Annotated in this window: 27 protein-coding genes; 14 read left to right on the top strand and 13 right to left on the bottom strand. The window is 69.7% G+C overall.

Going from position 1 to position 24,166, the window contains the following annotated elements; all coding sequences use genetic code 11:
- The first annotated feature begins 17 nt into the window (after positions 1-17).
- Positions 18-497 (top strand): NAD(P)H-dependent oxidoreductase, encoded by a 480-nt coding sequence (locus RUH65_RS09665; protein ID WP_313817185.1) that lies wholly within the window; start codon positions 18-20, stop codon positions 495-497.
- Positions 498-593: 96 nt separating this feature from the next.
- Here the strand turns inward: RUH65_RS09665 and RUH65_RS09660 are convergent, their stop codons facing one another.
- Positions 594-1,349 carry a ZIP family zinc transporter gene (locus tag RUH65_RS09660; RefSeq protein ID WP_313817183.1) on the bottom strand — a complete coding sequence of 252 codons (756 nt, stop codon included), beginning with the start codon at positions 1,347-1,349 and terminating at the stop codon, positions 594-596.
- A 184-nt stretch (positions 1,350-1,533) separates the two neighbouring features.
- Here RUH65_RS09660 and RUH65_RS09655 point away from each other — a divergent pair, with 184 nt between their 5' ends.
- Positions 1,534-2,250 carry an AzlC family ABC transporter permease gene (locus RUH65_RS09655; RefSeq protein WP_313817181.1) on the top strand — a complete coding sequence of 239 codons (717 nt, stop codon included), beginning with the start codon at positions 1,534-1,536 and terminating at the stop codon, positions 2,248-2,250.
- A complete protein-coding gene (locus RUH65_RS09650; protein WP_313817180.1) occupies positions 2,243-2,575 on the top strand; it encodes an AzlD domain-containing protein in 333 nt (110 codons plus the stop codon). Before RUH65_RS09655 ends, RUH65_RS09650 begins: the two co-directional genes overlap by 8 nt.
- A 63-nt stretch (positions 2,576-2,638) precedes the next feature.
- Here RUH65_RS09650 and RUH65_RS09645 read toward each other — a convergent pair whose 3' ends face one another.
- The 4 genes from RUH65_RS09645 to RUH65_RS09630 form a co-directional block, all read right to left on the bottom strand.
- Complete coding sequence (locus tag RUH65_RS09645) at positions 2,639-3,214, bottom strand: dihydrofolate reductase family protein (protein ID WP_313817179.1); 576 nt, start codon at positions 3,212-3,214, stop codon at positions 2,639-2,641.
- Between the two features lie 4 nt (positions 3,215-3,218).
- Complete coding sequence (locus RUH65_RS09640; protein WP_313817178.1) at positions 3,219-3,791, bottom strand: dihydrofolate reductase family protein; 573 nt, start codon at positions 3,789-3,791, stop codon at positions 3,219-3,221.
- Between the two features lie 111 nt (positions 3,792-3,902).
- The gene (locus RUH65_RS09635) at positions 3,903-4,565 is read right to left on the bottom strand and encodes a phosphoribosyltransferase family protein (RefSeq protein ID WP_313817176.1); all 663 of its coding nucleotides are present in this window, start codon (positions 4,563-4,565) and stop codon (positions 3,903-3,905) included.
- 15 nt (positions 4,566-4,580) lie between these two features.
- A complete protein-coding gene (locus RUH65_RS09630) occupies positions 4,581-5,024 on the bottom strand; it encodes a YciI family protein (RefSeq protein ID WP_313817174.1) in 444 nt (147 codons plus the stop codon).
- Positions 5,025-5,223: 199 nt separating this feature from the next.
- On the opposite strand from RUH65_RS09630, the gene RUH65_RS09625 reads away from it, so the two are divergent.
- Positions 5,224-5,943, top strand: a complete 720-nt coding sequence (locus RUH65_RS09625; protein WP_313817173.1) for a VOC family protein — start codon at positions 5,224-5,226, stop codon at positions 5,941-5,943.
- A gap of 73 nt (positions 5,944-6,016) precedes the next feature.
- Here the strand turns inward: RUH65_RS09625 and RUH65_RS09620 are convergent, their stop codons facing one another.
- Positions 6,017-6,727 carry a DUF899 family protein gene (locus tag RUH65_RS09620; RefSeq protein WP_313817172.1) on the bottom strand — a complete coding sequence of 237 codons (711 nt, stop codon included), beginning with the start codon at positions 6,725-6,727 and terminating at the stop codon, positions 6,017-6,019.
- A 221-nt stretch (positions 6,728-6,948) separates the two neighbouring features.
- Here RUH65_RS09620 and RUH65_RS09615 point away from each other — a divergent pair, with 221 nt between their 5' ends.
- Complete coding sequence (locus RUH65_RS09615) at positions 6,949-7,692, top strand: GTP pyrophosphokinase family protein (RefSeq protein WP_313817171.1); 744 nt, start codon at positions 6,949-6,951, stop codon at positions 7,690-7,692.
- Positions 7,693-7,793: 101 nt separating this feature from the next.
- Here RUH65_RS09615 and RUH65_RS09610 read toward each other — a convergent pair whose 3' ends face one another.
- Entirely contained in the window at positions 7,794-9,248 is a 1,455-nt protein-coding gene (locus tag RUH65_RS09610; protein WP_313817170.1) for an aldehyde dehydrogenase family protein, read from the bottom strand.
- 144 nt (positions 9,249-9,392) lie between these two features.
- Here RUH65_RS09610 and RUH65_RS09605 point away from each other — a divergent pair, with 144 nt between their 5' ends.
- Positions 9,393-9,830: a hypothetical protein gene (locus tag RUH65_RS09605; protein WP_313817169.1), complete on the top strand. Its 438-nt coding sequence runs from the start codon at positions 9,393-9,395 to the stop codon at positions 9,828-9,830.
- Between the two features lie 3 nt (positions 9,831-9,833).
- Here RUH65_RS09605 and RUH65_RS09600 read toward each other — a convergent pair whose 3' ends face one another.
- The 3 genes from RUH65_RS09600 to RUH65_RS09590 form a co-directional block, all read right to left on the bottom strand.
- On the bottom strand, positions 9,834-10,367 hold the full coding sequence (locus RUH65_RS09600; protein WP_313817168.1) for a TetR/AcrR family transcriptional regulator: 534 nt from the start codon (positions 10,365-10,367) through the stop codon (positions 9,834-9,836).
- Positions 10,354-11,757: an MFS transporter gene (locus tag RUH65_RS09595; protein ID WP_396179961.1), complete on the bottom strand. Its 1,404-nt coding sequence runs from the start codon at positions 11,755-11,757 to the stop codon at positions 10,354-10,356. Before RUH65_RS09595 ends, RUH65_RS09600 begins: the two co-directional genes overlap by 14 nt.
- A gap of 172 nt (positions 11,758-11,929) precedes the next feature.
- Positions 11,930-13,306, bottom strand: a complete 1,377-nt coding sequence (locus RUH65_RS09590; RefSeq protein WP_313817166.1) for an NAD-dependent succinate-semialdehyde dehydrogenase — start codon at positions 13,304-13,306, stop codon at positions 11,930-11,932.
- A gap of 243 nt (positions 13,307-13,549) precedes the next feature.
- Here RUH65_RS09590 and RUH65_RS09585 point away from each other — a divergent pair, with 243 nt between their 5' ends.
- Complete coding sequence (locus RUH65_RS09585) at positions 13,550-13,798, top strand: hypothetical protein (protein WP_313817164.1); 249 nt, start codon at positions 13,550-13,552, stop codon at positions 13,796-13,798.
- Positions 13,799-13,977: 179 nt separating this feature from the next.
- Positions 13,978-14,442: a YbaK/EbsC family protein gene (locus RUH65_RS09580; RefSeq protein WP_313817184.1), complete on the top strand. Its 465-nt coding sequence runs from the start codon at positions 13,978-13,980 to the stop codon at positions 14,440-14,442.
- Between the two features lie 203 nt (positions 14,443-14,645).
- On the opposite strand, the gene RUH65_RS09575 is transcribed toward RUH65_RS09580, so the two are convergent.
- Positions 14,646-15,653, bottom strand: a complete 1,008-nt coding sequence (locus RUH65_RS09575; protein WP_313817163.1) for an SDR family oxidoreductase — start codon at positions 15,651-15,653, stop codon at positions 14,646-14,648.
- A 137-nt stretch (positions 15,654-15,790) separates the two neighbouring features.
- Between RUH65_RS09575 and RUH65_RS09570 the strand changes: the two genes are divergently transcribed.
- The 4 genes from RUH65_RS09570 to RUH65_RS09555 all read left to right on the top strand — a co-directional run bounded on the left by RUH65_RS09570 (position 15,791) and on the right by RUH65_RS09555 (position 20,484).
- Positions 15,791-17,500, top strand: coding sequence for a carbon starvation protein A (locus RUH65_RS09570; RefSeq protein ID WP_313817162.1), 1,710 nt, complete (start codon positions 15,791-15,793; stop codon positions 17,498-17,500).
- Complete coding sequence (locus RUH65_RS09565) at positions 17,497-17,778, top strand: cory-CC-star protein (protein WP_313817161.1); 282 nt, start codon at positions 17,497-17,499, stop codon at positions 17,776-17,778. Before RUH65_RS09570 ends, RUH65_RS09565 begins: the two co-directional genes overlap by 4 nt.
- A gap of 49 nt (positions 17,779-17,827) precedes the next feature.
- Positions 17,828-18,814: an ArsA family ATPase gene (locus RUH65_RS09560; RefSeq protein WP_313817160.1), complete on the top strand. Its 987-nt coding sequence runs from the start codon at positions 17,828-17,830 to the stop codon at positions 18,812-18,814.
- 164 nt (positions 18,815-18,978) lie between these two features.
- Positions 18,979-20,484 (top strand): FAD-dependent oxidoreductase, encoded by a 1,506-nt coding sequence (locus RUH65_RS09555; RefSeq protein WP_313817159.1) that lies wholly within the window; start codon positions 18,979-18,981, stop codon positions 20,482-20,484.
- 56 nt (positions 20,485-20,540) lie between these two features.
- Here RUH65_RS09555 and RUH65_RS09550 read toward each other — a convergent pair whose 3' ends face one another.
- A complete protein-coding gene (locus tag RUH65_RS09550; RefSeq protein ID WP_313817158.1) occupies positions 20,541-21,047 on the bottom strand; it encodes a VOC family protein in 507 nt (168 codons plus the stop codon).
- Between the two features lie 111 nt (positions 21,048-21,158).
- Here RUH65_RS09550 and RUH65_RS09545 point away from each other — a divergent pair, with 111 nt between their 5' ends.
- Positions 21,159-21,944: a helix-turn-helix domain-containing protein gene (locus RUH65_RS09545; protein ID WP_313817156.1), complete on the top strand. Its 786-nt coding sequence runs from the start codon at positions 21,159-21,161 to the stop codon at positions 21,942-21,944.
- Here RUH65_RS09545 and RUH65_RS09540 read toward each other — a convergent pair.
- Entirely contained in the window at positions 21,938-22,837 is a 900-nt protein-coding gene (locus RUH65_RS09540; RefSeq protein ID WP_313817154.1) for an amidohydrolase family protein, read from the bottom strand. The two genes, RUH65_RS09545 and RUH65_RS09540, sit on opposite strands and share 7 nt — an antisense overlap.
- 131 nt (positions 22,838-22,968) lie before the next feature.
- Here RUH65_RS09540 and RUH65_RS09535 point away from each other — a divergent pair.
- On the top strand, positions 22,969-24,166 hold a 1,198-nt coding region (locus RUH65_RS09535; protein WP_313817153.1), incomplete at its 3' end, for a hypothetical protein.

The raw sequence follows: 24,166 nt of genomic DNA, 5'->3' as shown, positions 1-24,166 counted from the left end.
CCACCTCCTCCGTCCGGGTGGTGGACCATGACGTGAAACCCGGGGTCCAGGTGGACATGGGCCCCGGCGACGCCTGGCCCGCGCTGCATCAGCAGGTCCTGGACGCGGACATCCTCGTCCTCGCCACGCCCATCTGGATGGGCCACCCGTGCAGTATCGCCCAGCGGGTGATCGAACGGCTCGACGCCGACCTGTCCGAAACCGACGACCAGGGCCGGCCGATCATGTACGACAAGACGGCGATCGTGGCCGTGGTCGGCAATGAGGACGGCGCCCACAAGACGATCGCCGACATGACCCAGGCACTCAGTGACATCGGGTTCAGCATCCCCGCCCAGGCCGGCACCTACTGGGTCGGGGAGGCCATGCAGGCGGTCGACTACCAGGACCTCGACCAGGTGCCCGAGAACGTGGCCTCCACCACGGCCGGGGCAGCGCGCAACGCGGCGCACCTGGCGCGGCTGCTGCGGGCGGAGCCGTACCCGGCGGGTTCCTGACCCCAGAGCCGCAAGATTCGCGGCCGTTCAGCGCGAGCCAGACCACCATCACCACGGCCGCGGTGGGCAGTATGAAGGACACGGGCCCGTCCTGGCTCAGCCGCCGAGCCAACTGATGGCGGCGGCCAGGAGGAAGCCGGCAGAGGTGATCAAGCCGGTCCAGGCGTGGGTGATCTCGAAGGCCTCGGGGATCATGGTGTCGGCGATCATAGTGAGGATCGCACCGCCCGCGATGGCGGTGATGGCGGCGATCACCGCGGGCGAGGCCGCGCCGAGCAGCAGGTAGCCAGCGGCTGCGGACAGGGCGCTGATGATCGCGATGCTGCCCCAGACTCCGAACACGTATCCAGGGCCGCGGCCGGCCTTTTTCATCCCGGCAGCACTGGAGAGGCCTTCGGGGAGGTTGGAGATGAACACGGCTGCTACAACCGCAGCGCTGACCCCGCCACCGCTGAGCAGGCTGACGCCCAGGACCACGGATTCGGGTACTCCGTCCAAAAGGGCTCCGACCGCGATGGCCAGCCCGCTACCGCCCTGATCCTCTTTCGAGGGCTGTTGGCGCTGGGAGCGCTTGCGGTGCCGGGCGCCGAAGTGGGCCAGGGCCAGGTTGGCGAGCATGTACACCACCGCACCGATGGCGAAGCCGACCACGGCTGGCCACAACCCACCAGTGTGCGCTGCTTCGTCGAACAATTCGAAGGCCACCGCGGAAATCAACACACCCGAGCCGAACGCCATCACGGAACCCACGACCTTGGCCGAGACCGGGATGAACCAGGCGATCGCGGCGCCGATAACCAGGGCGGCCCCGGCGAACAGTCCCCACCCAGCAGCGGCCAGCGCGCTGGTCACCGGACGTCCTGCAGGTTCCCAATGACGCTCTTGTCCTTGGTCTGTTGCCCCATCAGTTCCTCCAGAGTGGGCCGCGTATACCCGCTTACACACCTCACGCCGCTCCGGAAACCTGCTGTCGGATCCTTGAGCCAAGATGTCACGTACCACCAGAGTGCACCAGTAACGGGGGATCATAGAAGGCATGAGCAGTGAGGTGGCCAGCCGGCCGGTGAACCGGCGCGCGGAGATCGCGTTCGGCATCAGATTGTCCCTCCCGGCAGGGCTGGGGATGTTCCCGATCGGCATCGCATTCGGACTGCTGGTGATCCAGTACGGGTTGCCCTGGTGGATGGCCCCGGCCCTGTCCATCGCCGTCTTCGCGGGGTCGGTGGAACTGCTGCTGATCGGACTCATCGCGGCGGCGACGCCTTTGGCCACCATCGCGCTGACCACCGTGCTGGTGAACTTCCGCCACGTGTTCTATGCGTTCTCCTTCCCACTGCACGTGGTGAAGAACCCCCTGGCGCGGGCGTACTCCGTCTATGCGCTGATCGACGAGGCCTATGCCATCACCGCCGTGAACCCGCGGGGCTGGAACGGCTGGCGGCTGCTCGCCACCCAGATCGCCTTCCAGACCTACTGGGTCAGCGGCGGTCTGGTCGGGGTCTTGTTCGCCTCGGCACTCCCCGGGCCGGTCGAGGGGCTGGAGTTCGCCCTCTGCGCCTTGTTCGTCACCCTGACGCTGGACGCCTGCCGTTCCCGGAAGGAGATCCCCTCCCTCGTGATGGCCCTAGCCTGCTTCGGTGGGGCCCTGCTGTTGGCACCGGACTCAGCCCTGTTCGTGGGGATGCTGTTGTTCGTGGCCGCCCTGGCGGTCCGGTTCCTGCTCACCCGGAAGGGGGCTCCTGACCATGGTTGAGCTCGACCCCTGGTACGTGGCCGGAGCCCTGGCCATCGCGTTCGCCATCACGCTGTCTTTGCGGGCCCTGCCATTCGCCGTCCTGAGGCCCCTGCGGAAGTCCCGGCTCGTCATGGCCATGGGCCTGTGGATGCCGGTGGGGATCCTCGGCATCCTGGCCGCCTCTACCTTCGTCAGTACGGCCAGCGTGGACTGGGCCACCGCGGTCAAGGCGGTCGTGGCGGTGGCGGTCACTGCGGCGGTGCACCTGTGGTGCGGGCGCAGGACCCTGCTCAGCATCGGCCTGGGCACGCTGACGTTCGTGGCCCTGGTCAACTTCCTGTGATCCCCACATCCACGTCGCAGGAATTGCCCCCGATTCCAGCGCATCAGGGGTCATTCGTGCGACTCAGCTCGGAGGGGCCGGACGGACAACCCGATGCCGTACCACCACGGCCCCGCCGGCGAAGCGGCGCTCGTCCAACAACTCGAGGTGCAGCCGCAGGCCCGGCGGGTACATGGGCAGTCCGCCGCCGATGACGATCGGCAGCAGCACCTGGTCCACCACTTCGACGAGCCCGGCGCGCAGGGCGTGGGCGGCCAGGGTGGGCCCGGCGATCATCAGGTCACCGGGCGTGGAGTCCTTCAGGGCGCGGACCGCGTCCGGGTCGAAGGTCCGCTCCAGTCGCGTCCTCCGGGTGACGGGCTCCTCCAGCGTCGATGAGTAGACGATCTTGTCCGCGTCGACCCACCGCTCGGCGAACTCCGCGTACAGCCGGTTCGCGGCGGCGAAGGAGGGGTCGGTCTCCCAGACGGTCATCAGGTCGTAGGTCCGCCGGCCGTAGAGGTGGAGATCCACCCCCAGCAGTTGGTCGTTGGCGTACTGGTGGACCTCCTCGTCCGGCTCGGCCCAGGAGAAGTCCCCGGACGGGTCAGCGATGAACCCGTCCAGGGATCCGATGGAGAAGTAGCCCAGCTGTCCCATGGCCTCAGTAGTCCTGTTCGGAGCCGAGGCCGGCGAGCGGCTCGTAGGCCGCGTAGACCACGCCGCCGGCGAAGGCCCGGGTCTCGGTGCGCCGCAGCTGCGGCACGGAGTATCCGTCCGGGAAGAAGCCACGGCCCCGGCCCTGCCAGGCGGGATGGGTGAACATCCGGTAGAGGTCCACCAGTCCGGCCCGGATGAGGGCGTGGCACAGCTGGATGCTGCCGGTGATGATGACGTCCCGGCCCGGTGCCGCGCGCATCTCGAGCACCGCTTTCAGGGGGTCACCGGAGATCACGGTGGTGTTCTGCCACCCCGGATCGGTCAGGGTGGAGGAGACGACCCGTTTGTCCGTCCGGTCGAGGCTGTCGGCGACTCCGGTGGTGTCCCCGGTCTGCAGCGGCCAGAAGCCCCGGAAGTCCTCGAAAGTCTGGCGGCCCAGGAGCAGGACGTCCTCGCGCTCGGTCTGCCGCATCAGCTCCTCGGCCAGGTCCTCGTCCTGGTTGGACGGATCGAACCAGTCGTCCAGCATCTCGATCCTCCCGTCCAGGGTGGTGTTCTGCGTGATGACAATGCGCATGGGCCCTCCCGGTTCGAATGGTGCTTCCACGCTAGGGGCGCGGCCTGCCCCGCGCGTCTCCGATCCTGCCGGATGTCGCACGCGGCTGGAGCGGCTCGGCTGCTGCGCGGATCAGGGCTGCTGGAGGATCGCCACCACGCGTTCATCCTGCACGGCGGCGAAGTCCGCGTAGTGCTCGCCCACCGACCGGAAGAACCGCGGCGTGGCCACTACGAGCACCTCGTCGGCCTCACCCTCCTCCCGGATCCGGCTAACCGTGTCCCGGGCGGCCACCGGCACGGCCAGCACCACGTGGGCGGCGCCGAGGTGCCGGGCCACGCTGCAGGCCACCCGGGCCGTGGCGCCCGTGGCCATCCCGTCATCCACGATCACGGCTGAGGCCCCGTGGAGGTCCAGCGGCGCCCGGCCTGCCCGGAACAACGCCCCGCGGCGCTGCAGGGTCTCCCGCTCACGCCGTTCCACCTCGGCGACCTGCTCCGCCGTGACGGCGTAGTGCCGCACGATGGAGGCGTCCAGCACCCGGGCGCCCTGCTCGCCAATGGCCCCCATCGCGAGTTCCGGGTGGGCGGGCACTCCGAGCTTGCGCACCATGATCACATCCAGGGGCGCGCCCAGTTCCCGGGCGACCACCTCGGCCACCGGTACCCCGCCGCGCGGCAGGCCCAGGACCACCGGGGGCCCGACGCCGGCCCGCCCCTCGCCCGGCCACCCGCGGGAGGCGAGGTGCTCGGCCAACTGCCGGCCGGCGTCGTACCGGTCTGTGAATTCCGCCATGGGTGTCCTCGGGGCCTATGGTGTCTCGCCCGACGCGCGATGCAGTTCCTCGCGCCAGCCCGCCTCCTTCTGGATGTACTCGTTGTCCGCGAAGTCGGCGAAGTCCTCCTCCGTCTGCACGCGCCGGACCTCCAGCTTGGACCCCGGCCCCAGCGGGCACTTGCTGGCCCAGTTCACCGCGTCCTCCCGGGTGGGCACCTCGATCATCCAGAACCCGTTGAAGAGGGCTTCGGTCTCTCCGTAGGGGGCGTCCGAGACGGCCGGCGGGTCCTGGGCGAAGTCGAGCACGAAGTTCGCCCGGTCCTCCGGATAGGCCAGCCCCTCCCCGCCCACCATCACTCCGGCGCCCATGAGCTCCTCGTTGTAGGCACCCATCTGGTTGAGCATCTCCTCCATCGGCATGCTCTTGGAGGCCTCCACCGCGGCGTCGGTGGCCCGCATGATCAGCATGTATTTCATCGTGCTCCATCCCCTGATCCGGGCGGCATGGTGCACGTGATGATGCACTTCGGACGTGCGCGCCCGAGCCGAGGTTAAGCCCCGCTCGGGCCCCGGCTCCAGAGTTCGCCGCCCGGTGCCCTGCGCATCACGCCGTGCCGAGGCCCACCGTGGCGTCAGGCCCTTGCCGCGCCGGAGACGGCCTTGATACACCGGTGAGATGCGTCTGGAGAACCTGAACATCGATGCTCGTGACCCGCGCCGGCTGGCGGACTTCTGGGCGGCCGCCCTGGGAGCGGAGCCCCTCACGGACAACGAGGCCGGGGTGGAGGTCCGGCTTCCCCTGTCCGGGGGCCGCTTCCTCGACCTGTGCTTCGAGCACGTCGCGGACCCCTCACCGGTCACGTCCCGGCTGCACCCGGATCTGACCGGTGGGAACGGCCAACAGCAACGGGAGGTCGTCGAACGACTGATCGGTCTGGGCGCCAGCCCGGCGGACATCGGTCAGGGAGATGTTGCCTGGGTGGTGTTGGCGGACCCGGAGGGCAACGCCTTCTGCGTGATGGACGAGCGGCCGGCGTACCGGGACAGCGGCCCGATCGACGCCTTGGCCCTGGAGAGTGCCGATCCCCAGCGGGACGCAGACTTCTGGGCCGTGGCCACCGGCTGGGCCCGGGAGAACGGCGAGGCACCGTCCTCCCTGCGCCATCCCTCCGGCACCGGCCCTCTCCTGCAGTTCCTCCCTGAATCCGGTCCGAAGCGCGGGAAGAACCGGCTCCACGTGGATGTGCGCCCCGGGCCCGACGACGGCGCCATCACCGACCGACTCCGGGCGGCGGGAGCGCGGTTGCTCGTTGACAACCCGGAATGGCCGTGGTCCACGTGGGCCGACCCCTCCGGCAACGAGTTCTGCCTGCTCGCACCCGAGCGGCCTCAGTAGACCCATCATCCGAACTTTCGGCATGTCCCCCACGAAAGCGTGCCGACACACCGGATTTTCGCATGATGGACGGTTAGTCCACCCCGTACCAGCCGGCCACGTCCTGGGGCTCGGGCCAGCCGTGGCACGCCTCCCCGCCCGGCCAACCCTCCGGGGACTGCTGCCAGGACTCCTGCCGGCCGTAGGGCAGGACATCCATCAGCCCGAAGACGTGGGACACGGTCTCGAGGCCGCGTCCGTCGGTGTGCCACGTCCGGTAGACGTCCTCGCCGTCCCGCAGGAACACGTTGAAGGCGTATCCGGCATGAGGTGGGGCGCCCACATCGGCCCCGAAGGTGCTGTCCGCCGTGGAGTACCAGCTCATCCGGTTCCCGACCCGACTGCGGTAGGCCAGAGCCTCGCCGATCGGGCCCTGGGTGACGACCACGAAGCGCGCGTCATAGTTCTCCAGGAACTCCAGCCGGGGGAACTGTGAGGAGAAGAAGGTGCAGCCGCCGCACTGGTACTCGGCGCCGTCGTGCCACATGTGGCTGTAGACGATCAGCTGGTGCTTGCCGCCGAAGAGGTCCACGAGCCGGATCGGCCCGAAGGCCCCTTCCAGCGTGTAGTCGGGCATCTTGACCATCGGTAGCTGGCGGCGTTGCTCGGCGATGGCGTCCAGTTCCCGGGTGGCGGCCTTCTCGCGCCGGCGCAGCGAGTCGAGTTCGGCCTGCCAGGTCGGCAGGTCCACCACGCGGGGTGTGGCCGGGGCCGGATCGTAGTGGGAGAGGTCGGTGGTGGTCATCGCAATCCCCTTCAGTGGGACAGACCGGTGGGTGCAGGTTCTCGCTGCGTGCCTTCACGGTAGGTCCGGCGGGACGGCGTTGTCCTCTCCGGAACTGCTCACCTCGCGGGACCTCTCCGTGAGGCGGGTCAGCCGGCTGCAGAGCGCATCACGAATCCCGTCACAGCCGGTGTCCAGCCTCACCCCGGCCTCCTGACAGGCCACGGAGCGACAATCGACCCATGGATGATTCCCCGCGACGACCGGCGCACACCACCGATCTCGAACGGCGCGGGCCAGGCGGGCCGGACACCGCCCTCGATCTGGCCGCCTTGTCCCCGGATCTCGCGCAGCGCCTCTCGGCGATCGGCGGCGAATTCCAGCAGCTGACCCTCGAATACGACTTCGCCATGCGCGAGGTGGAGACGAAGCTGCGGATCCTGCAAGACGAATTCCTGCACCTGCATGACTACAACCCGATCGAGCACCTCGCCACCCGCATGAAGTCCCTGGATTCACTGGTCGCCAAGGCCAAACGCCGCGGACTGCCACTGGACCTGGACGTGTGGCGGCAGGAGATCACGGACATCGCCGGGACCCGTGTCACCTGCAGTTTCCGGCGGGACGTCTACCGGCTCTTCGAGCTGTTCACGGACCGACCGGACGTGGAGTTGGTGCAGGTGAAGGACTACATCGCCCATCCGAAGACCAACGGGTACACGTCCCTGCATGCCACGGTCCGCGTCCCGGTGTACCTCTCCACCGGGATGGTCCGGATCCCGGTGGAGATCCAGTTCCGCACCATCGCCATGGACTTCTGGGCGTCCCTGGACCACAAGATCAAGTACAAGTACGACGGCGAGGTGCCGGCCGACGTCGCGGGTGAACTGAAGGAGGCGGCCCAGTCTGCCCTGGACCTCGACCGGCGGATGGAACGCCTGCACGACCGCGTGCACGGCGACGGCGGCCCCACACTCCTCGTGTGAGGCCGCCGTCCGTCGCCGTACAGGTGAGCTGCGGACCCGCCAGCTTTGCGGGCAGAAGAGAGTACTATTCCCTGCCCTCAAAGTGAGGGGTTGGCTGAGCCTTAGAAGGGGTAGGGGGCAATGTCCGGGCGCATCGTCACCCACTGCACCTCGGTGAAGGCCTCGATGTTCGCGGTGTAGCCGCCGAACCGGGCCCCGGTGCCGGAGGCCTTGACCCCGCCCATGGGGGCGTTGGACTCGTCGGCCACGGTCTGCTCGTTGATGTGGACCTTGCCGGCGTCCACGAGGTCGGCCAGCTTCATCGCCTGGCCCACGTCACCGAGGATGCCGAGCGAGAGGCCGTACTCGTTGGCGTTGATGATCTCCGCGGCGTCCTCCACCGTGGAGAAGGACATCACCGGGGCCACCGGCCCGAAGATCTCCTCGGCCCAGGCCGGATTGTCCCGCCCGATGCCGGAGATCACGGTCGGGGCGTAGAACAGGTTCTCGTAGGTGCCCCCGGCCTCGATCGTCGCCCCGGCATCCTTGGCACCACGGACGATCCGGTCGATGTTGTCCCGCTGCCGCTCGTCGATGACCGGCCCCAGGGCCACCTGGCCGGTGGGGTCGCCGACGGGCAGATGCTCGGCCTTCTCCCGCAGGGCGGCGATGTACTCGTCCTTGATCGACTCGTGCACCAGGTGGCGGCCGCTGGTCATGCAGACCTGCCCCTGATGCATGAAGGCCCCGAAGGCCCCGGCGGATGCGGCGGCAGCCACATCAGCGCCCGGCAGCACCACGAGGGCGTTGTTGCCACCCAACTCCAGGTGGGCCCGCTTCAGGTTCCGCCCGCAGGCCTCGCCAACCTTCCGGCCGGCCGCCGTCGAGCCGGTGAAGGACACGATCCGGACCTCCGGCGCCTCGGTGAGCGCCGCGCCGGTCTCCGCCCCACCGGGCAGCAGCTGCAGCACACCGGCCGGCAGCCCGGCCTCCTCGAAGGCCCGCATGATCATGACGCCGCCGGAGACCGGGGTGCGCGGATCCGGCTTCAGGATCACCGCGTTGCCCAGCGCCAGAGCCGGGGCCACCGAACGGATCGAGAGGATCAGCGGAAAGTTGAAGGGTGAGATCACGGCCACCACACCGGCCGGCACCCGGCGCGCAAAGGACCAGTGGGGCTCATCCGAGGTGAGCACCTCCCCGGCGGGGTGGTGGGGCAGCGCGGCGGAGTCGAAGCACTCGTTGGCGGCCACGTGGGTCTCCATCGCGGCCTTGCCGGCAATGGCTCCGGTCTCCCGCTGGATCCAGGTGTTCAGCTCGTTCACGTGGTCCTCGAAGACCTGGCCGGCCCGGCGCAGCACGGCCGCCCGCTCCTCCGGACGCTTCGCCGCCCACTGTTTCTGGGCCTTCGCGGCCCGGGTGGCCGCCGCGAAGACGTCGTCGGCCGAGGCCATGCCGGCCTGGCCCAGCACCTCACCGGTGGCCGGCTCCAGAACCTCGACCGATCCAGCCGATCCCTCCGTCCAGCCCTCGGTATAGACCTTCCCACCCCACACTGACGGATCCAGAAAACTCATGACACTCCCTTGTTCGACGGTGGTGGCGCTGGGCGCGCCGGTGCACAGCCGCCGGCCCCTGAAGGACCGGCATGGCGGTCTGGTCCCGAGCCTACCCACGGGTTGAACTGGGAAACAGCTGCCCACCACGAGAGAATCGACTCCATGGAACGTGCCCAGCCGACCACCTCACCGCCCCCGGTCCTCGTGGTCGACGCCGCCAACGTGGTCGGCTCACGCCCGGATGGCTGGTGGTCCGATCGACTGGGTGCCACGCTGATGCTTCGTGACCATTTGGCCGCCCTGGCGCAGGAAGGCCTGGTTTGGCCCGACGCCGGCCCGGACGGCCCGCGCGTGCGTCCGGACATCATCCTGGTCACCGAGGGACAGGCCCGCGGCCTCGACTCCGCCGACGGCGTCCAGGTGGTGGACGCGGCAGGCGAGGGGGACGACGCGATCGTGGACACCGTCCGGCGGCTCCAGGCCGCAGCCCCCGCCCGCCCTGTGGTGGTGGCCACGGCCGATCGGGAACTACGGTCCAGGGTCCAGGCCCTCGGCTCCTCGGTCATGTCGGCGCGGGCGGTCCGCCACCGGTCGCCGTAGCTGTCAGGGAATCTGCGCCAGGACGGACTCGATGAGTGCCGCACGGACCTGTTCCGGCAGGTGCCGTCCATGCAGGTGATCGTGCATCCACAGTCCATCGGCCATCAGCAGCACGAGGTAGGCCGCCTGCGCCTGGGGAGAGTCCATCGCCTGCTCGGGAGTGGGTAGCCAGGCCTGATCCACTCGCGTCCAGGGAGCGGAGAAATCGGGGTGGGTTCCGGCGTCCAGGGCCATCAGCAGCTCAGCCCTGGGAGCGTTGCTGCCCATCGTGACGACCACCGCGCGCAGTCGGGCCGCTTTGCTGACGTCCTCGGCCGGGCCTCCGGCGGCCTCGATGAGTTCTTCCTCCCAGGCCTCGGCCATATGGGTGTGGATGCCCAACAGCAGTTCGTGCCGGGAGGGGAAGTGGTAGATCAGCCCCGACTTCGAGAGTCCCGAGGCGTCCGCCAGATTCTCGAAGGTGACCGCCTCGACCCCGCGTTCCTCGATGAGGCCGACTGCGACGGCGAGGATCTGCTCGCGTTTACTGGTTCTCACTGGTGGCTCCCTTCGGATTGCCGCGGAAACTCCATGCGGACAGCAGGGCCATCGCGCAGGCGAAGACGGCCATGGCCAGCAGGATGGTCAGGTACGCCTGATCGTAGGCCACCCCCGCCGCCGCCCCGAGCTCCGGGTGGGCCAATCCCGCCATCGGATCATCAGGCACAGATGCCGGCGCATTCAGCAGGTACAGCACCGGCAACAGGCTGCCCACGATGGTCACCGACAGCAGGATGCCGAACTCGAACGAGACTTCCTCGACGCCGGCCGCCATGCCGGCTCGGTGGGCCGGAGCAGAGTCGATGATGGCCGTGGTGGACGCCGAGATGATGGCCCCGGTCCCGGCCCCGATCAACACGAGGCCGGCGATGAAGAGCGGGAACAGGCCCTGGTGGCCTCCCCAGAACGCCAGGCCGGCGCCGATCGCCATGGCCACGAAGCCCCCGCAGATCAACCCGGCGAAGCCCATGCGATGCAGGAACGCGCCGGAGAGGATGGACATCGGCACGGAGTTGACCGTGATGGTCGCCACGACCAGGCCCGCCTGCAGCGGACTGAAATCCGCGACGAGCTGGAACCGCTGGCTCGTCATCAACTCCACGCCGATCATCACGACCATGGCGCCGGCGGCAGCGATGACTCCGCCACTGAAGATCCGCGACCGGAAGATCTCCCAGACCAGCAGGGGTTCCTCGATGCGGCGTTGACGGCGGCCGAAGGAGACCGCGCCCAGCGCGCCGACGACGACCGCTGCGGCGAGCAGCCATCCCTCGCGGTGGGGGTTGGCCAGTTCCTTGATCGCCATGACCAGCCCGGATAAGGCGAACAGGGCGTACAGAGAGGACACCGCATCCCAGCGCTTGGCTGGATTCGGCCGGTTGGCCGGGGCCACCACCACGGTGGCGATCACGGCGATGACCACGATGGGCACGTTGATGAGAAACACCGAGCCCCACCAGAAGAACTCCAGCAGCAGCCCACCGACCACGGGCCCCGCCGCAGCGCCGGCCACGGCGATCGATCCCCACACGCCGATGGCTGCGCTGCGTTCGCGCTCGTTGGTGAACGTCACCCGGATCAAGGCCAGGGTGGAGGGCATCATCACCGCAGCGCCGACGCCGAGCAGGGCGCGAGCGGCCACCAAAAACCAGGCCGTCGGCGCGAAAGCAGCGCCGAGCGAGGCCACCCCGAACACGATCAGCCCGATCAGGAACATCCGGCGATGACCGATCCTGTCCCCCAGCGTGCCGGTGCCCAGAAGCAGGCCCGCCATCATCAGGGAGTAGGCATTGACGATCCACAGCCCCTGGGACTCCGTGGCCGGGAGCTGTTCGCGCAACCGGGGCAAGGCCGTGTACAGGATCGAGTTGTCCAACCCGATCATCAACAGGCCCAAGGAGATGACGACGAGGAACAGCCAGCGCCGGGCCGGCGTGGTCTCCTCTGGAGGAAGACCGGCCGGACCGGCACCGCTGTGTTCAACCGGGTTCAACTGCTTCTGAGTCACCCCGTAACTGTACCGACCGGTCGGTACAGTTACAAATCACCGTGCCCGCGGATCAGGCCTTCGCCGTGCGCCGCAACCGGGTGTTGACGAACTCGCCCATGCCCCAGCGCCCGAGCTCGCGGCCGAAGCCGGAGCGCTTCACGCCGCCGAAAGGCAGGCCGGGCAGGGTGGTGCCGTGCTCGTTGACGTAGGCCATGCCCACGGCCAACCGGTCGGCGACCGCCTGGGCCCGGCCGACGTCGTTGCCCCACACCGATCCGCTGAGCCCGAAGCCCACGTCATTGGCCAGCTGGACGGCCTCTTCCTCGGAGTCGACGCCGTAGACCATGGCCACCGGGCCGAAGATCTCCTCGGAGTAGGCGTCCATCTCCGGGGTGATCCCGGTCAGCACCGCCGGGCGCATGAAGGCCCCGTCCCCCTCGAGGGCGTCACCGCCGGTGTGCAGGGTGGCGCCCTGCTCCACGGCCCGCTTGACCTGGTCCACCACGGTATCCCGTGCCTTGACCGAGGAGAGTGGGCCGACCCGGACGCCCTTTTCCAGGGGGTCCCCGATGGTCGCCTCGGAGAAGACCGAGGTCACGGCGGCCACGAAATCCTCGAACTGGGAGTTCAGCACGATCATCCGCTTGGGTGAGTTGCACGCCTGACCGGCATTGGAGAGCCGGGCTTTGGCGGCGGTCCGCGCCACCCGCTCCACATCGGCATCCTCGAGCATGATGAAGGCGTCCGATCCTCCGAGCTCCAGCACGGCCTTCTTGAGATTCTTCCCGGCCGTCTCCGCCACCGCGGCGCCGGCCCGCTCGCTGCCCGTCAGGGACACTCCGTGGACCCGGGGGTCGGCGATCATCGTCGCGATCTGCTCGTGTCCGGCGTACACGTTGATGTACGCATCCTCGGGCACGCCGGCGGCATGGAGGATCTCCCCCATGACCTGGGCGGAGGCGGCACAGATCTCGGCATGCTTCAGGATGACCGTGTTCCCCGCCATCAGGTTCGGCGCGGCGAACCGGGCCACCTGGTAGTAGGGGTAGTTCCACGGCATCACGCCCACGAGCGGCCCGACCGGCTCCGTGGTGACCAGTGATTCCTCGGCGCCCTGCGGGTCCAGGGCCTCCGGCTCCAGCAGCTCCGGCCCGTGCTCCGCGTACCAGCGGTAGATCTCACCGGCCAGTTCGGCCTCCCCGATGGCCTCACGCAGCGGCTTGCCCATCTCGGTGGCGATGAGCCGGCCCAGTTCCTCCTTGCGGTCCGCGTAGGCGTCGGCCACCCTCGTCAGGATGTCGGCACGCTCCCGGACCGCGGTCGAACGCCAGCCAGGGAAGGCGGCATCGGAGCGATGCAGGACGTCCTGCACTCCGGCCTCATCCAGGTTCGGGAACTCTCGTTCGATCGCTCCGGTGGTCGGATTCGTCGTCGTGTATGTAGCCATACCCCCACCCTGTCGGACTGGCGAGGCGCTGCCAACCCATTCCGAGCCCATCCGAGCATTCCTTCGCGCCGGGCGAATCCGGGTGGGCGTCAGTCGGGCGGGCTTGAGTCTGGCAAACCGGACCGGAACAGGACGCCGGCCTCTGCCCACCCACGCCGGACCGCACCGGTCTGGAGACCTGTACGGCCGGCGTCGGGCGCTCCTACGCTGAACGGACCGCACATCTCCACCCGACTCCACCCGATGAAAGGGGACATCAGGGCCGTCTGCGACACCTGCGGCAACGACTACGACAAGGCGTTCACCATCACCATGGGTGAACGGCAGGGCACCTTCGACAGCTTTGAATGCGCCATCCACACCATGGCACCGGTGTGCGCCCACTGCGGCTGCCGCATCCTCGGGCACGGCGCCGAGGTCTCCGGCACCATGTACTGCTGCGCGCACTGCGCCGAGCGCGCCGGAGCCACCGAGATCACCGACCGCGCCTGAGCCAGCCCGCTCCGGGCCGCTTCAGCCTCGATGTCCTCATCGCCGGCCGCCGGACCCGATCAGTCCCGGCTTGACGCAGGCGCCGGGCCACCCGCTCAGCGAACCGCTACGCTGGCGCCGTGAACCACCCGCGCCACTCCAGCCAGCCTGAATCCGACCAGCCTGATTCTGACCACCCTGTGGGCCTTCCGGCCATCATCGATGCGGGCCTCGAGTACACCTTGACGCAGCACGGCCCGGTCTCCTCCCTGGCCGAGGCCGCCGCGGCCCGCGGCGTCGACCCGGGGCGGCTGATCAAGTCGCTGGTGGTGCGCCGCGGCGAGAACGACTTCCTGTTCGTCCTCGTGCCAGGCGGTCGCAGCATCTCGTGGCCCAAGCTGCGGGCCCTGTTGGGGGTGAACCGCCTGTCCATGCCCTCTGCGGCCGAGGCCCTGGAGGTCACCGGGTACCCGCGCGGTTCCATCACGCCCTTCGGCGCGACGACGGCCTGGCCCGTCATCGCCGACGTCGCCCTCTCGGGGGTGCAGGTCTCCATCGGCGCGGGAGCCCCGGGTGCGGCCGTGACGGTCGACGCCGACCGCCTGGTCGAGGTACTCGGCGCGACACTCGCGGACGTGACCGACCCGGAGCAACGGGGCACGTGAGCGACCCGGAGCAGCCGGCGACGTGAGATATCCCGGCCCTGGCCCATCGCGGTGCCCCCGGCGTCCATCCTGTTGATCCCTGTTGATCGCCCCACCGTCCGTCATGCGAACTTCCGGTGTGTTGACGCCTCCACGGGCACAACACACCGGAAGTTCGCATGACAAGCGTGGCCGTCCGGACGCCGTCCGCGGCCCTGGTGCGGTCAGACGGCTGACCAGCCGCCGTCGGAGGTGAGGACGGCGCCGTTGATGTTGGCGCTGTCCGCCGAGAGCAGGAAGGTGATGGCCGCGGCCAGCTGGTCTGCGGTGCCGAGCCCGGGGATGTTCCCGCGCGCCTCGGTGAGCTTGGCGTTGCCGAACTCGGCGATCTTCGCCTGCATCGGGATTCCGGTGGCCACCCCGCCCGGTGCCACGGCATTGGTGCGGATGCCCTCCTTGGCGTACATGAAGGCCATCGACTTGGTGATGCCGACGACGGCGTGCTTGGAGGCCGTGTAGGCGACCCCGGAGGCCGACCCGCGCAGCCCCGCCTCGGAGGTGACGTGGACGATGGATCCCCGCCGCCCCCGGAGCATCCGTTCGGTGACGGCCCGGGTCAGGCGGACCAGCCCGTCCACGTTCACGGCGAAGACCTTCGCCCACATCTCGTCACTGACCTCGTGGATGGCGGAGAAGTCGTCGTTGATGCCCGCCACGTTCGCCAGGGCGTCGATCGACTCGCCCGCGGCGTCCAGTACGGCGTCCACCGACTCGGCCTTCGTCAGATCCGCGGTGACGGTGACCAGCCGGTCCGTGGCGGCGGCGCCGAGGAACTCCTCCAGCCGCTCCGCCGAGATGTCGGCCGCGATGACCCGGCCACCCTCCCGGAGAATCCGTTCGGCGGTGGCGCGGCCGATGCCGCTGGCCGCCCCGGTCACCACGACCGTCTGGCCGAGGAAGCGGTCCGAGCCAGCTTGCGGCGCACCGGTGTCACCAGTGTCCGGCATGACGCCGCCGTTGGCCTGGAGCACCATGGCGTCGACGGACTCCTGCGTCAGCTGACCCTGGCTCAGGGCCACCAACTGCTGCAACGGCAGGCTCAGCGCCGGTCCCAAAGCCGCCGGGTCGGACCCCGACTGTTTGAGGAGTTCGCGCAGCACGGGCCCGCCGGCCGGGTGGTCCAGCCATTGCTGGATGGTCTCTCGTGCGGTGATCGGCGTGGAATCGGTCATGAGGGGCCCTTCTGACGTCGGGTAAGGGGTTGGTCTCGCCCGACATGGCCCGGACGGTTCCGTGCGGGTGGGTCCTGATGGCAGGATGTGCGGCAACGCACCCTGTCATTCGCACCGACACCGCAGATGAGGTCACTATGAATTCCCTTGTGCTCGCCGTGGTCGGGATCACCATGATCCTGCTCGGCTATTTCCTCTACTCAAAGTACCTCTCCAAGAAGGTGTACCGGCTGGACCCGGAGTACACCACCCCCGCGCACCGCTTCGAGGACGGGGTGGACTACGTCCCGACCAACAAGCTCGTGCTCTGGGGCCACCACTTCACCTCCGTCGCTGGCGCCGCACCCATCGTCGGGCCCGCCGTCGCCGTGATCTGGGGCTGGGCCCCGGCCTTCCTGTGGGTCACGATCGGGACCGTCTTCTTCGCGGGCATGCACGACCTTGGGGCGATGTGGGCCTCGAACCGCAACAAGGCGCAGTCCATGGGCACCTTGTCCGGCCGGTACATCGGCCGCCACGGGCGCAACCTGTTCTTGATCGTCATCTTCCTGCTGCTGCTGATGGTCAACGCGGCCTTCGCCGTGGTGATCTCCAACCTGCTCGTCTCCACCCCCACGTCGGTGATCCCCACGTGGGGGGCGATCGTGGTGGCTCTGCTGATCGGCCAGGCGATCTACCGGCTGAAGTGGAACCTGCCGGCCGTCTCGATCGTCGGAGTGGTGGCCCTCTACGGCCTGATGATCTTGGGTGACATGTTCCCCATCGTGCTGCCGGAGACCATCCTCGGCCTGAGCGCCAACGCGTTCTGGATCGTGGTGCTGTTCCTCTACGCCGGGGTGGCCTCCCTGCTTCCGGTGTGGATGCTGCTGCAACCGCGCGACTACATCAACGGCCTGCAGCTGTTCATCGGCCTCGGGATCCTCTACCTGGCCATCGCCATCTCCTCTCCCACCGTGGTGGCACCCGCCTTCAACCAGAACGTCCCGGAGGGGACGCCCGGGATCTTCCCGCTGCTGTTCGTGACCATCGCCTGCGGCGCGATCTCCGGATTCCACGGAATCGTTGCCTCCGGCACCAGTGCCAAACAGCTGGACAAGGAGACCGACGCGCGCTTCGTCGGCTACTTCGGTGCCGTCGGCGAGGGACTACTGGCCCTGGGCACCATCATCGCCACGACCGCCGGCTTCCAGACCCTGGCCCAGTGGGAAGAGGTCTACGCGGCCTTCAACGACGGCGGGGTGGAGGCCTTCGTGAACGCCGGCGGCGGCATCCTCAATGCCGGGTTGGGCATCCCCACGTCACTGTCCACCACCATCCTGGCCACCATGGCGGTGCTCTTTGCGGCCACGACCATGGACACCGGCGTGCGCCTGCAGCGGTTCGTGGTCACCGAGATCGGCGAGATTATGGGCGTCAAGCTGAATATCTGGGTCTCCACGCTGATCGTGCTCGCGGTGGCCCTGGGCCTGACGTTCAGCGCCGGCGCGGACGGCTCCGGCGGCATGGTCATCTGGCCGCTGTTCGGCACCACCAACCAGCTGCTGGCCGCCCTGACACTGGCCATCATCGCGGTCATGCTCATCCAGCTGCGCCGCCCGGTGTGGCCGGTGCTCATCCCGCTGGTCTTCGTGGCGATCGTCAGTGTGTACGCGCTGATCATCCAGCTCGGCACGTTCTTCAGCACGCAGAACTGGCTGCTGCTCGTGTTGGACGTGATCATCCTGATCTGCGCCCTCTGGGTCATCGTCGAGGCCGTGGCGGCGATGAACCGTGCCCGCCGTGATCCGCAGGTGGAGTTCGCCGAAGCCGAGGACGACGCCCTGGACCCCTCCAGCTCGAAACTGTGACCGAGGCCAGGGCGCGGGGCTGGCGCCGGCGACTGGCCGGCGTCGGGCGCGGCCTGCAGGACTACTATGCGGGCCCCTACCGGTCGACGTTCGCGCGGGCCCAGCGGGACGAGGAGGACCTGTTCATGATGATGGTGTTCTCGGACGCGCTGGGCGTGCCGAACCCGGCCTCCTACTACACGGTCGAGCTGCTTCCGGTGGTGTATGACCGCTTCCACGAGTGGCACCGCCGCATGGGGATGGAGCGGTCCCCCCTCGATTCCCTCTCCTGTTGCTGAGCCGCGGCCACGGCGGGCTGGGCCGCCCACCACGGAAGAGAGCGGGATCATGACGCTGACGGAGATTCTCCGCGGCCGCCGGGTGGTCTTCTTCGGCGGCAAGGGGGGCGTCGGCAAGACCACCCTGTCCTCGGCCACCGCCCTCGCCCTGGCGCGGGCCGGTCAGCGGGTCCTGGTGGTCTCCACCGACCCGGCGCACAACCTCGGCCACCTCTGGGAGCGGCCCGTTGGTGACACCGAGGTGGCACTGTGGAAGGGCGTGGGGACCGGACGGGTGGTAGGCACGGAACTGGACCCGGGTCGCGTGGCACGGGAGCACCTGGACGCGGTGGCTGGCACCGTCAAGGGGTTGATGCCCGAACACCTCCATCGGGAGGTGGACCGCTACTTCGAGCTGGCACGGCAGTCGCCGGGTACCCAGGAGGCGGCCCTGCTGGAGAAGATGTCCACCACGGTGCTGGAGGCGTCGGAGCGGTTCGACGTAGTGGTCCTGGACACCGCACCCACCGGCCACACCGCCCGACTGCTGGAACTACCCACCCTCATGTCCGCGTGGACGGAAGGGTTGCTGAGCCGTCGGCAGAGGACCGAGCGGTTCTCGGACGCCCTGCGAGGCCTGGACGGCCAGCGCCGCGGCGGGCGTGGACGCAGCGCCCAGGAGGTGCGCGATGGTGAGATCCGCCGGGTCCTGGAGCGGCGTCAACGGCTCTTCGGAGACATGCGGCGCCTGCTGACCGACGCCGCTGCCACGGCCTTCGTCATGGTGCTGACCGCCGAGCGCATGCCCGTGCAGGAGACCCTGGCCCTGCACGGGCAACTGCGGGCCACCGGGGTGGACCCGGCGGCACTGGTGGTGAACCGGCGTTCTCCCCTGGACGCCGGCGAGTTCCTGGCTCGCCGGCATGAGGCCGAGGGCGGGCACCTGCGGGTGCTCGCGGACGGGCTGCCGCAGGTTCCCCTGGTGGAGCTGCCCCTGTTGTCCGGCGAGGTCACCGGGCTCGAGGCCGTGGGGCGGTTCGCCGACCTGCTCGCGTAGGCGGGCTTCGCGGATCGCGGTGTGCGGGCCACGGCGCGGCCGCACGGTGGCCCTCGCCAAGGCCGGCCCGGTGCGGGCATGCTGGCACCGTGGCGTCGGCCGTCCGCGGCCACACGGACGCGTCGCCGCAGCGTACGGAGAACCGGAGCAGAGAGGCGAGCAGCGTGCATTCACTATGGCTGGACACCCACCCCGTAACCGCCGCCGGGACGGACGAGTTCGTCCCCGGGGCCGACTATGACACGGTGGTGGCCGGTGCCGGCCTGACCGGCCTGACCACGGCGGTGCTGTTGGCCCGTGCGGGCCAGCAGGTCGCCGTGCTGGAGGCCCGCACGGTGGGGGCGGCGGCGACCGGCAACACCACGGCCAAGCTGTCCCTGCTGCAGGGCACCACCCTCTCCCAGATCAGCCGGCACCAGTCGGACCAGGTCCTGCGGGCCTACGTGGAGGGCAACCGCGAAGGCCAGTCGTGGCTGCTGCGCTACCTGGATGATCGCGGCGTCCCCGTTCAGAGGCGCCAGGCCTACACCTACGCCACCAGCCCCAAGGGAGGCGATTCCCTGCGGCAAGAAAAGCGGGCCGCCGAGACCGCCGGCTTGTCCGTCACGTGGACGGACGAGACCGAGTTGCCGTTCCCCGTGTCCGGCGCGATCACGCTCGAGGACCAAGCTCAGATCCATCCGATGGAGGTCCTGGACACCCTGGCCACCGAGCTGCACGAGCGCGGCGGGACCCTGATCCAGGGTGTCCGCATCACCGGGGCGGGAATCGGCTCCCCCCTCACCGTGGAGACCACCCACGGGGACGTGCAGGCCGATCACCTCGTGCTCGCCACGGGGGCGCCGGTCCTGGACCGCGGCGGTTACTTCGCCAAGCTCCTGCCCCAGCGGTCCTATGCCCAGGCCTACCGCCTCCCCGGATCACCGGAAGGCATGCCGCAGGGGATGTATCTCAGCGCCGACGCCCCCTCCCGGTCCCTGCGCACCGCGCCGCTCGGCGATGATGAGCTGCTGCTGGTCGGCGGCAACGGCCACGTGGTCGGCCGCCAGGACTCACCGCAGGCCGCGGTGGACGACCTCGAGGCCTGGACCGCGGAACACTTCCCCGGCGCCCAGCGCACCCACTCCTGGTCCGCCCAGGACTACCGCTCGGCCAACCTCATCCCGTTCATCGGCACGTTGCCGCGCGGGGGCGGCGGGATCTACCTGGCCACCGGGTATCACAAGTGGGGTATGACCAACGCCGTCGCGGCGGCACTGGCCATCACCGCCGAGATGCTCGGCGGCCAGATCCCCTGGGCGGCCACCCTCGGCCGGCGCCTCACCACCCCGTCCGACCTGCTCACCGGGTTGAAGGACACCCTCGGTGTCAGCAGGGAGTTGACCACCGGCTGGGCCTCGGCGGAACTGCATCCTCTGCCGAAGGACCCCCCGGCAGAGGGTGAGGGGATCGTCGGACGTCAGAGTGCCACTCCCGTGGGGGTGTCCACCGTGGACGGCACCACCCGAAAGGTCTCGGCGGTGTGCCCGCACCTGGGCGGAGTCCTGCGGTGGAACGATGCGGAGTGTTCTTGGGACTGCCCGCTGCACGGATCCCGGTTCAGTGCCGACGGTGCCCTGCTGGAAGGCCCGGCCGTCCGGGACCTGCCCACCGTCCCCCGCTCGGACTAGCCAGATGCCCGGTTCCGGGGTCCGGAGCCCGGCGTTCCGTCCCGAGCGCTCCGGCGTCAGCCCTGCGCGGCCGCCCACTCGGCGACCCGCCGTCCACTCTCCGCCTCGGTCAGGTCCTCCACGCGGGACATCAGCGACCACCGGACGCCGAAGGGGTCCCGGATGGAGGCGAAGCGGTCACCGGAGACGAAAGTGCTCAGCGGCTCACGGACCGTCGCCCCCGCCCGCTCCGCACGATCCACCAGTCCATCCACGTCCGCGCAGTACAGCCCCATCGAGTAGCAGTCCTCGTCGCCGGCGGGGGCCGGCACCAGGCCGTAGTCCGGCTGGGGTTCACCCAGCTGCAGCCGGCCCTGGCCGAAGTCCAGCTCGGCATGCACCACCACGCCGCCCATCTCGGTGACGCCCAGGACGCGGGCGCCGAAGACCTCGCGGTAGAACTCGATGGCCTCCTTCGCCGCGGCCACGGCCAGGAACGGGGTCAGGCTCGTGTATCCCGCCGGCACGCCGGCAGTCGTATGCTCTCCAGTGACCCCGAGCCGGGGCTTGTCCTCTTCATTCATGGACTCACCGTAGGCCCGGGTTCCGCCCTGGGGCTTGCAGATTCGCGACACCTGCGGGTCCGCCCCACCACCGCTCCCGTCGCCGCCCCCAGTCCGAGAGGAGGCCCCTCCGTGACCACGCCGGATGATGCCCGCGGCATCCTCTATCCGACCCGGCTCCCCGAGTTCCACCGGATCCCGGCCCCACCCGGACTCGAGGCGCTCCTGCGCTGGTTCTGGATCCCGCAGTGGACCCTCGCCCCGGGCCGGACCTCACGGCAGGAGGTCCTGCCGTTCCCCGCCTCCAACCTCGTCGTCCAGCCCGGCACGGTGTCCCTCACGGGTCCGTCCACCCGGGCCTCGTTTCGCGACTTGACGGGCACCGGTTGGGCGGTGGGCGCGCTACTGCGCCCGGCCGGCGTCGTGCAATGGCATCCGGAGCCGGAACGGCTCCGGGACACCGAGGCACCCGTCGAGGCCCCTGGCCTACTGGCCTCGGTGGAGGCCGCCCTGGAGCACGACGACGGCGCGGCGGGCCGCAGTCAGGCCGCCTCGGCCTTCGCCCGATGGGCGGAGGAGCGGATGGTCCCGCCGGACGCCGCCGGCCGGCTCGCCAACGCGATGGAGGAGCTGATCGCGACGGACCGGTCGATCGTGCGGGTGGAGCAGGTCGCCGAGCGGCTGGGCGTCTCCGTCCGCGGGGTCCAACGGCTCGCCCGCAGCCATGTCGGCGTGGCTCCGCTGGCGATCATCCGCCGTTACCGGCTCCAGGAGGCAGCTGTCCGGCTGCGGGAGGAGCCGGACGTCACGATCGCGGACATCGCCGCCGAGCTCGGTTATGCCGACCACGCCCACCTGAGCCGGGACTTCCGCACGGTTCTGGGATTGACGCCGCGCGGCTACCGGGGCGGTCAGTAGCCGAGCAGCCGCCGCGGGGTGTCCCACAGGACGTGGCGCATCCACTCGTCCCCGAGGCCCCAGTGCACGAGGGCCTCGATCTGTTGGCTGTAGGGGTAGGGGATCGAGGGGAAGTCAGAGCCGAAGACCACCTTGCCATCCAGTGCGGCCATGGTCTCCGGGTAGCCCGCCGGGATCGGGGCACGCTGCTCCATCGCGGTGGTGCCGACCATGGTGGTGTCGAGGTAGACGTTCGGATGCTCGGCGGCCACATCGGCGAAGGCCCGGTAGTCGGGCAGGCCGGCGTGCGCGATCACCAGCACGAGGCCGGGATGGCGGTCTGCGAGCGCCCGGACGGGGCCGATCCCGGTGAACTCGCCCCGGTGCGGGCCATTGCCACAGTGGATGACCACCGGGGTGCGGGCCCGTTCCAGGAGTGCCCAGGCCTCCTTGAGGGCCGGGTCCAGTGGGGAGAACCCGCCGACCTGGACGTGCACCTTGAAGGCCCGGGCGCCGGCCTCCAGGGCGTCCGCGACCTGCTGCCCCGCCGATGTCCCGCCCGTCTCCGGATAGAACGTGGCCGAATGGATGGCGCGCGGATGGGACGCCGCGAACGCGGTGGAGAACTCATTGAGCCAGGAGGCCATGCCCGGCCGGTGCGCGTAGTTGAGCGTGGTGTAGTCGGTGACGCCCAGCGCGTCCAGGCGGCGGACACGCTCGTCGATCCCTGCGCGGTAGGCAATGGGCCACGGCAGTCCACCGTCCTCGCCCTGCCGGTCGAAGAAGGCCCAGACCTTCTCCTGGACGGCGTCCGGCATGAAGTGCACGTGCAGGTCCACCAGGCCCGGCAGTCCCAGCGACCGCAGGTAGGCACGGACCTCCTCGTCGCTGCGGGGTGCCGGGGTCTGGATCACGGGGTGGCTCCTCGGGGAGGGGACGGGTCAGGGGCGGGCCCCAGGAAAGGGCTCCGATCTGCTGGCATCCTACGGGTCACGGCCCTGATGCCATCCGAGCCCAGTCCATCCCAACCCCTAGACTGTCGCCCGTGCCCGGCCCCTCTCCGCGAACCCCCGGCCGCCCGTTGCGCCGGCGGCCCCCTTCACGTTTCCCCGTCCTGGCCGTGTCCCTGGCTGGCGTGTCCGTGGTGCTCGGCGCCATCGGCCTCCAGCAGGTCACCGCCCAGCCCACAGAACCCATCGCGTTCATCGTGGACGAGGGGCTGCCCCACGGCATCACCCAGGAATCGGTGGAGGCCGCCGCCGAGGGGATCGCGCTGGGCCACGAGCCGTTCACCCTGCACGTGGTCGAGCGCGAACTGGAGTGGGACGAGTACAGCAACGGCGAGACCGGCGATGCCGACCTCATGCTCTCCATCGGAGACGATCCCGAAGACCCGGACCTCTCGCTGCCTGACGCCACCCGCGTGGCCTTCGCCGGGGAGGACTACGGCGATGACTACTCGACCGCCGCCACCATCGGTGAGACCTTCGTGAACAATCGGACACTCGGCCACGGACCCCACGCGATCGTCGGCGCCGCACTGACGGCCGCAGACCTGAAGTTCGACCCCGGCATCCGTACCCCACTCCTGTGGGCCCCCCTGGCCGCACTGCCGATGTTCATCGCCATCCTGGTCATGTACCGCTGGATCGGCCGGCGCCGTGACGAGCGTGCGAGGTACCGGTCATTCGGTGAGGCCCAACTGCGGCTGGCCCGGGCCGTCCTCGAGCTGGAGACCCTGCAACTGCGGGTGGAGGTGGCCGGAGCACACCTCGGTCCAGTATCCGCGGCGTCGAAGCAGGACCGGACCCTGCACGCGAGGCTGGAGAACGACTGGACGAGGGTCCGCGAGCTGACCCGTGACCTGGCGCGCACGGAGCAGTCCCTGGTGGCGGACCTCGATCGCACCACCCCGCCCCTGACGGCGCGGCCCGCGGAGCAGCTCGAGGCGGATCTCCAGCAATTCGCGGCGGACACCCTCGACCTGCAACGCCGGGCGGACGCCCTGGCCCAGGCCGCCGAGGTCCGTTCCGGCCATGCCGGGTCCCGGTCCGTGCTGGACCGGCTGGCCCTCCCGCTGCTCCAGTCCATCGACGAGGTGCTCGCACACCATGACCGTTACCCGGCCGAGGCACGCGCCCTTCAGGCACACCGCGCGGGCCTGTTGGCCGTCGCCCAGGAGGTCGCGGCCGGCGTCGGGACCGGCACGCACCCCGGCCCGGCGCACGACGACGGCGCGCGCC

Source organism: Citricoccus sp. (assembly GCF_032154715.1).
In the GTDB taxonomy this organism is placed as follows: domain Bacteria; phylum Actinomycetota; class Actinomycetes; order Actinomycetales; family Micrococcaceae; genus Citricoccus.
Note: the sequence above shows the minus strand (reverse complement) of the source record. Positions and strands in the feature narration are given on the sequence as shown.

What these genes read in the sequence shown, in the direction of transcription:
- RUH65_RS09655 (WP_313817181.1), top strand. Translation starts at nt 1,534, where the DNA reads ATGAGCAGTGAGGTGGCCAGCCGGCCGGTGAACCGGCGCGCGGAGATC.
- RUH65_RS09605 (WP_313817169.1), top strand. Translation starts at nt 9,393, where the DNA reads ATGGAACGTGCCCAGCCGACCACCTCACCGCCCCCGGTCCTCGTGGTC.
- RUH65_RS09590 (WP_313817166.1), bottom strand. Translation starts at nt 13,306, where the DNA reads ATGGCTACATACACGACGACGAATCCGACCACCGGAGCGATCGAACGA.
- RUH65_RS09610 (WP_313817170.1), bottom strand. Translation starts at nt 9,248, where the DNA reads ATGAGTTTTCTGGATCCGTCAGTGTGGGGTGGGAAGGTCTATACCGAG.
- RUH65_RS09635 (WP_313817176.1), bottom strand. Translation starts at nt 4,565, where the DNA reads ATGGCGGAATTCACAGACCGGTACGACGCCGGCCGGCAGTTGGCCGAG.
- RUH65_RS09630 (WP_313817174.1), bottom strand. Translation starts at nt 5,024, where the DNA reads ATGAAATACATGCTGATCATGCGGGCCACCGACGCCGCGGTGGAGGCC.
- RUH65_RS09650 (WP_313817180.1), top strand. Translation starts at nt 2,243, where the DNA reads ATGGTTGAGCTCGACCCCTGGTACGTGGCCGGAGCCCTGGCCATCGCG.
- RUH65_RS09645 (WP_313817179.1), bottom strand. Translation starts at nt 3,214, where the DNA reads ATGGGACAGCTGGGCTACTTCTCCATCGGATCCCTGGACGGGTTCATC.
- RUH65_RS09570 (WP_313817162.1), top strand. Translation starts at nt 15,791, where the DNA reads ATGAATTCCCTTGTGCTCGCCGTGGTCGGGATCACCATGATCCTGCTC.
- RUH65_RS09615 (WP_313817171.1), top strand. Translation starts at nt 6,949, where the DNA reads ATGGATGATTCCCCGCGACGACCGGCGCACACCACCGATCTCGAACGG.
- RUH65_RS09550 (WP_313817158.1), bottom strand. Translation starts at nt 21,047, where the DNA reads ATGAATGAAGAGGACAAGCCCCGGCTCGGGGTCACTGGAGAGCATACG.
- RUH65_RS09560 (WP_313817160.1), top strand. Translation starts at nt 17,828, where the DNA reads ATGACGCTGACGGAGATTCTCCGCGGCCGCCGGGTGGTCTTCTTCGGC.
- RUH65_RS09640 (WP_313817178.1), bottom strand. Translation starts at nt 3,791, where the DNA reads ATGCGCATTGTCATCACGCAGAACACCACCCTGGACGGGAGGATCGAG.
- RUH65_RS09575 (WP_313817163.1), bottom strand. Translation starts at nt 15,653, where the DNA reads ATGACCGATTCCACGCCGATCACCGCACGAGAGACCATCCAGCAATGG.
- RUH65_RS09620 (WP_313817172.1), bottom strand. Translation starts at nt 6,727, where the DNA reads ATGACCACCACCGACCTCTCCCACTACGATCCGGCCCCGGCCACACCC.
- RUH65_RS09625 (WP_313817173.1), top strand. Translation starts at nt 5,224, where the DNA reads ATGCGTCTGGAGAACCTGAACATCGATGCTCGTGACCCGCGCCGGCTG.
- RUH65_RS09585 (WP_313817164.1), top strand. Translation starts at nt 13,550, where the DNA reads ATGAAAGGGGACATCAGGGCCGTCTGCGACACCTGCGGCAACGACTAC.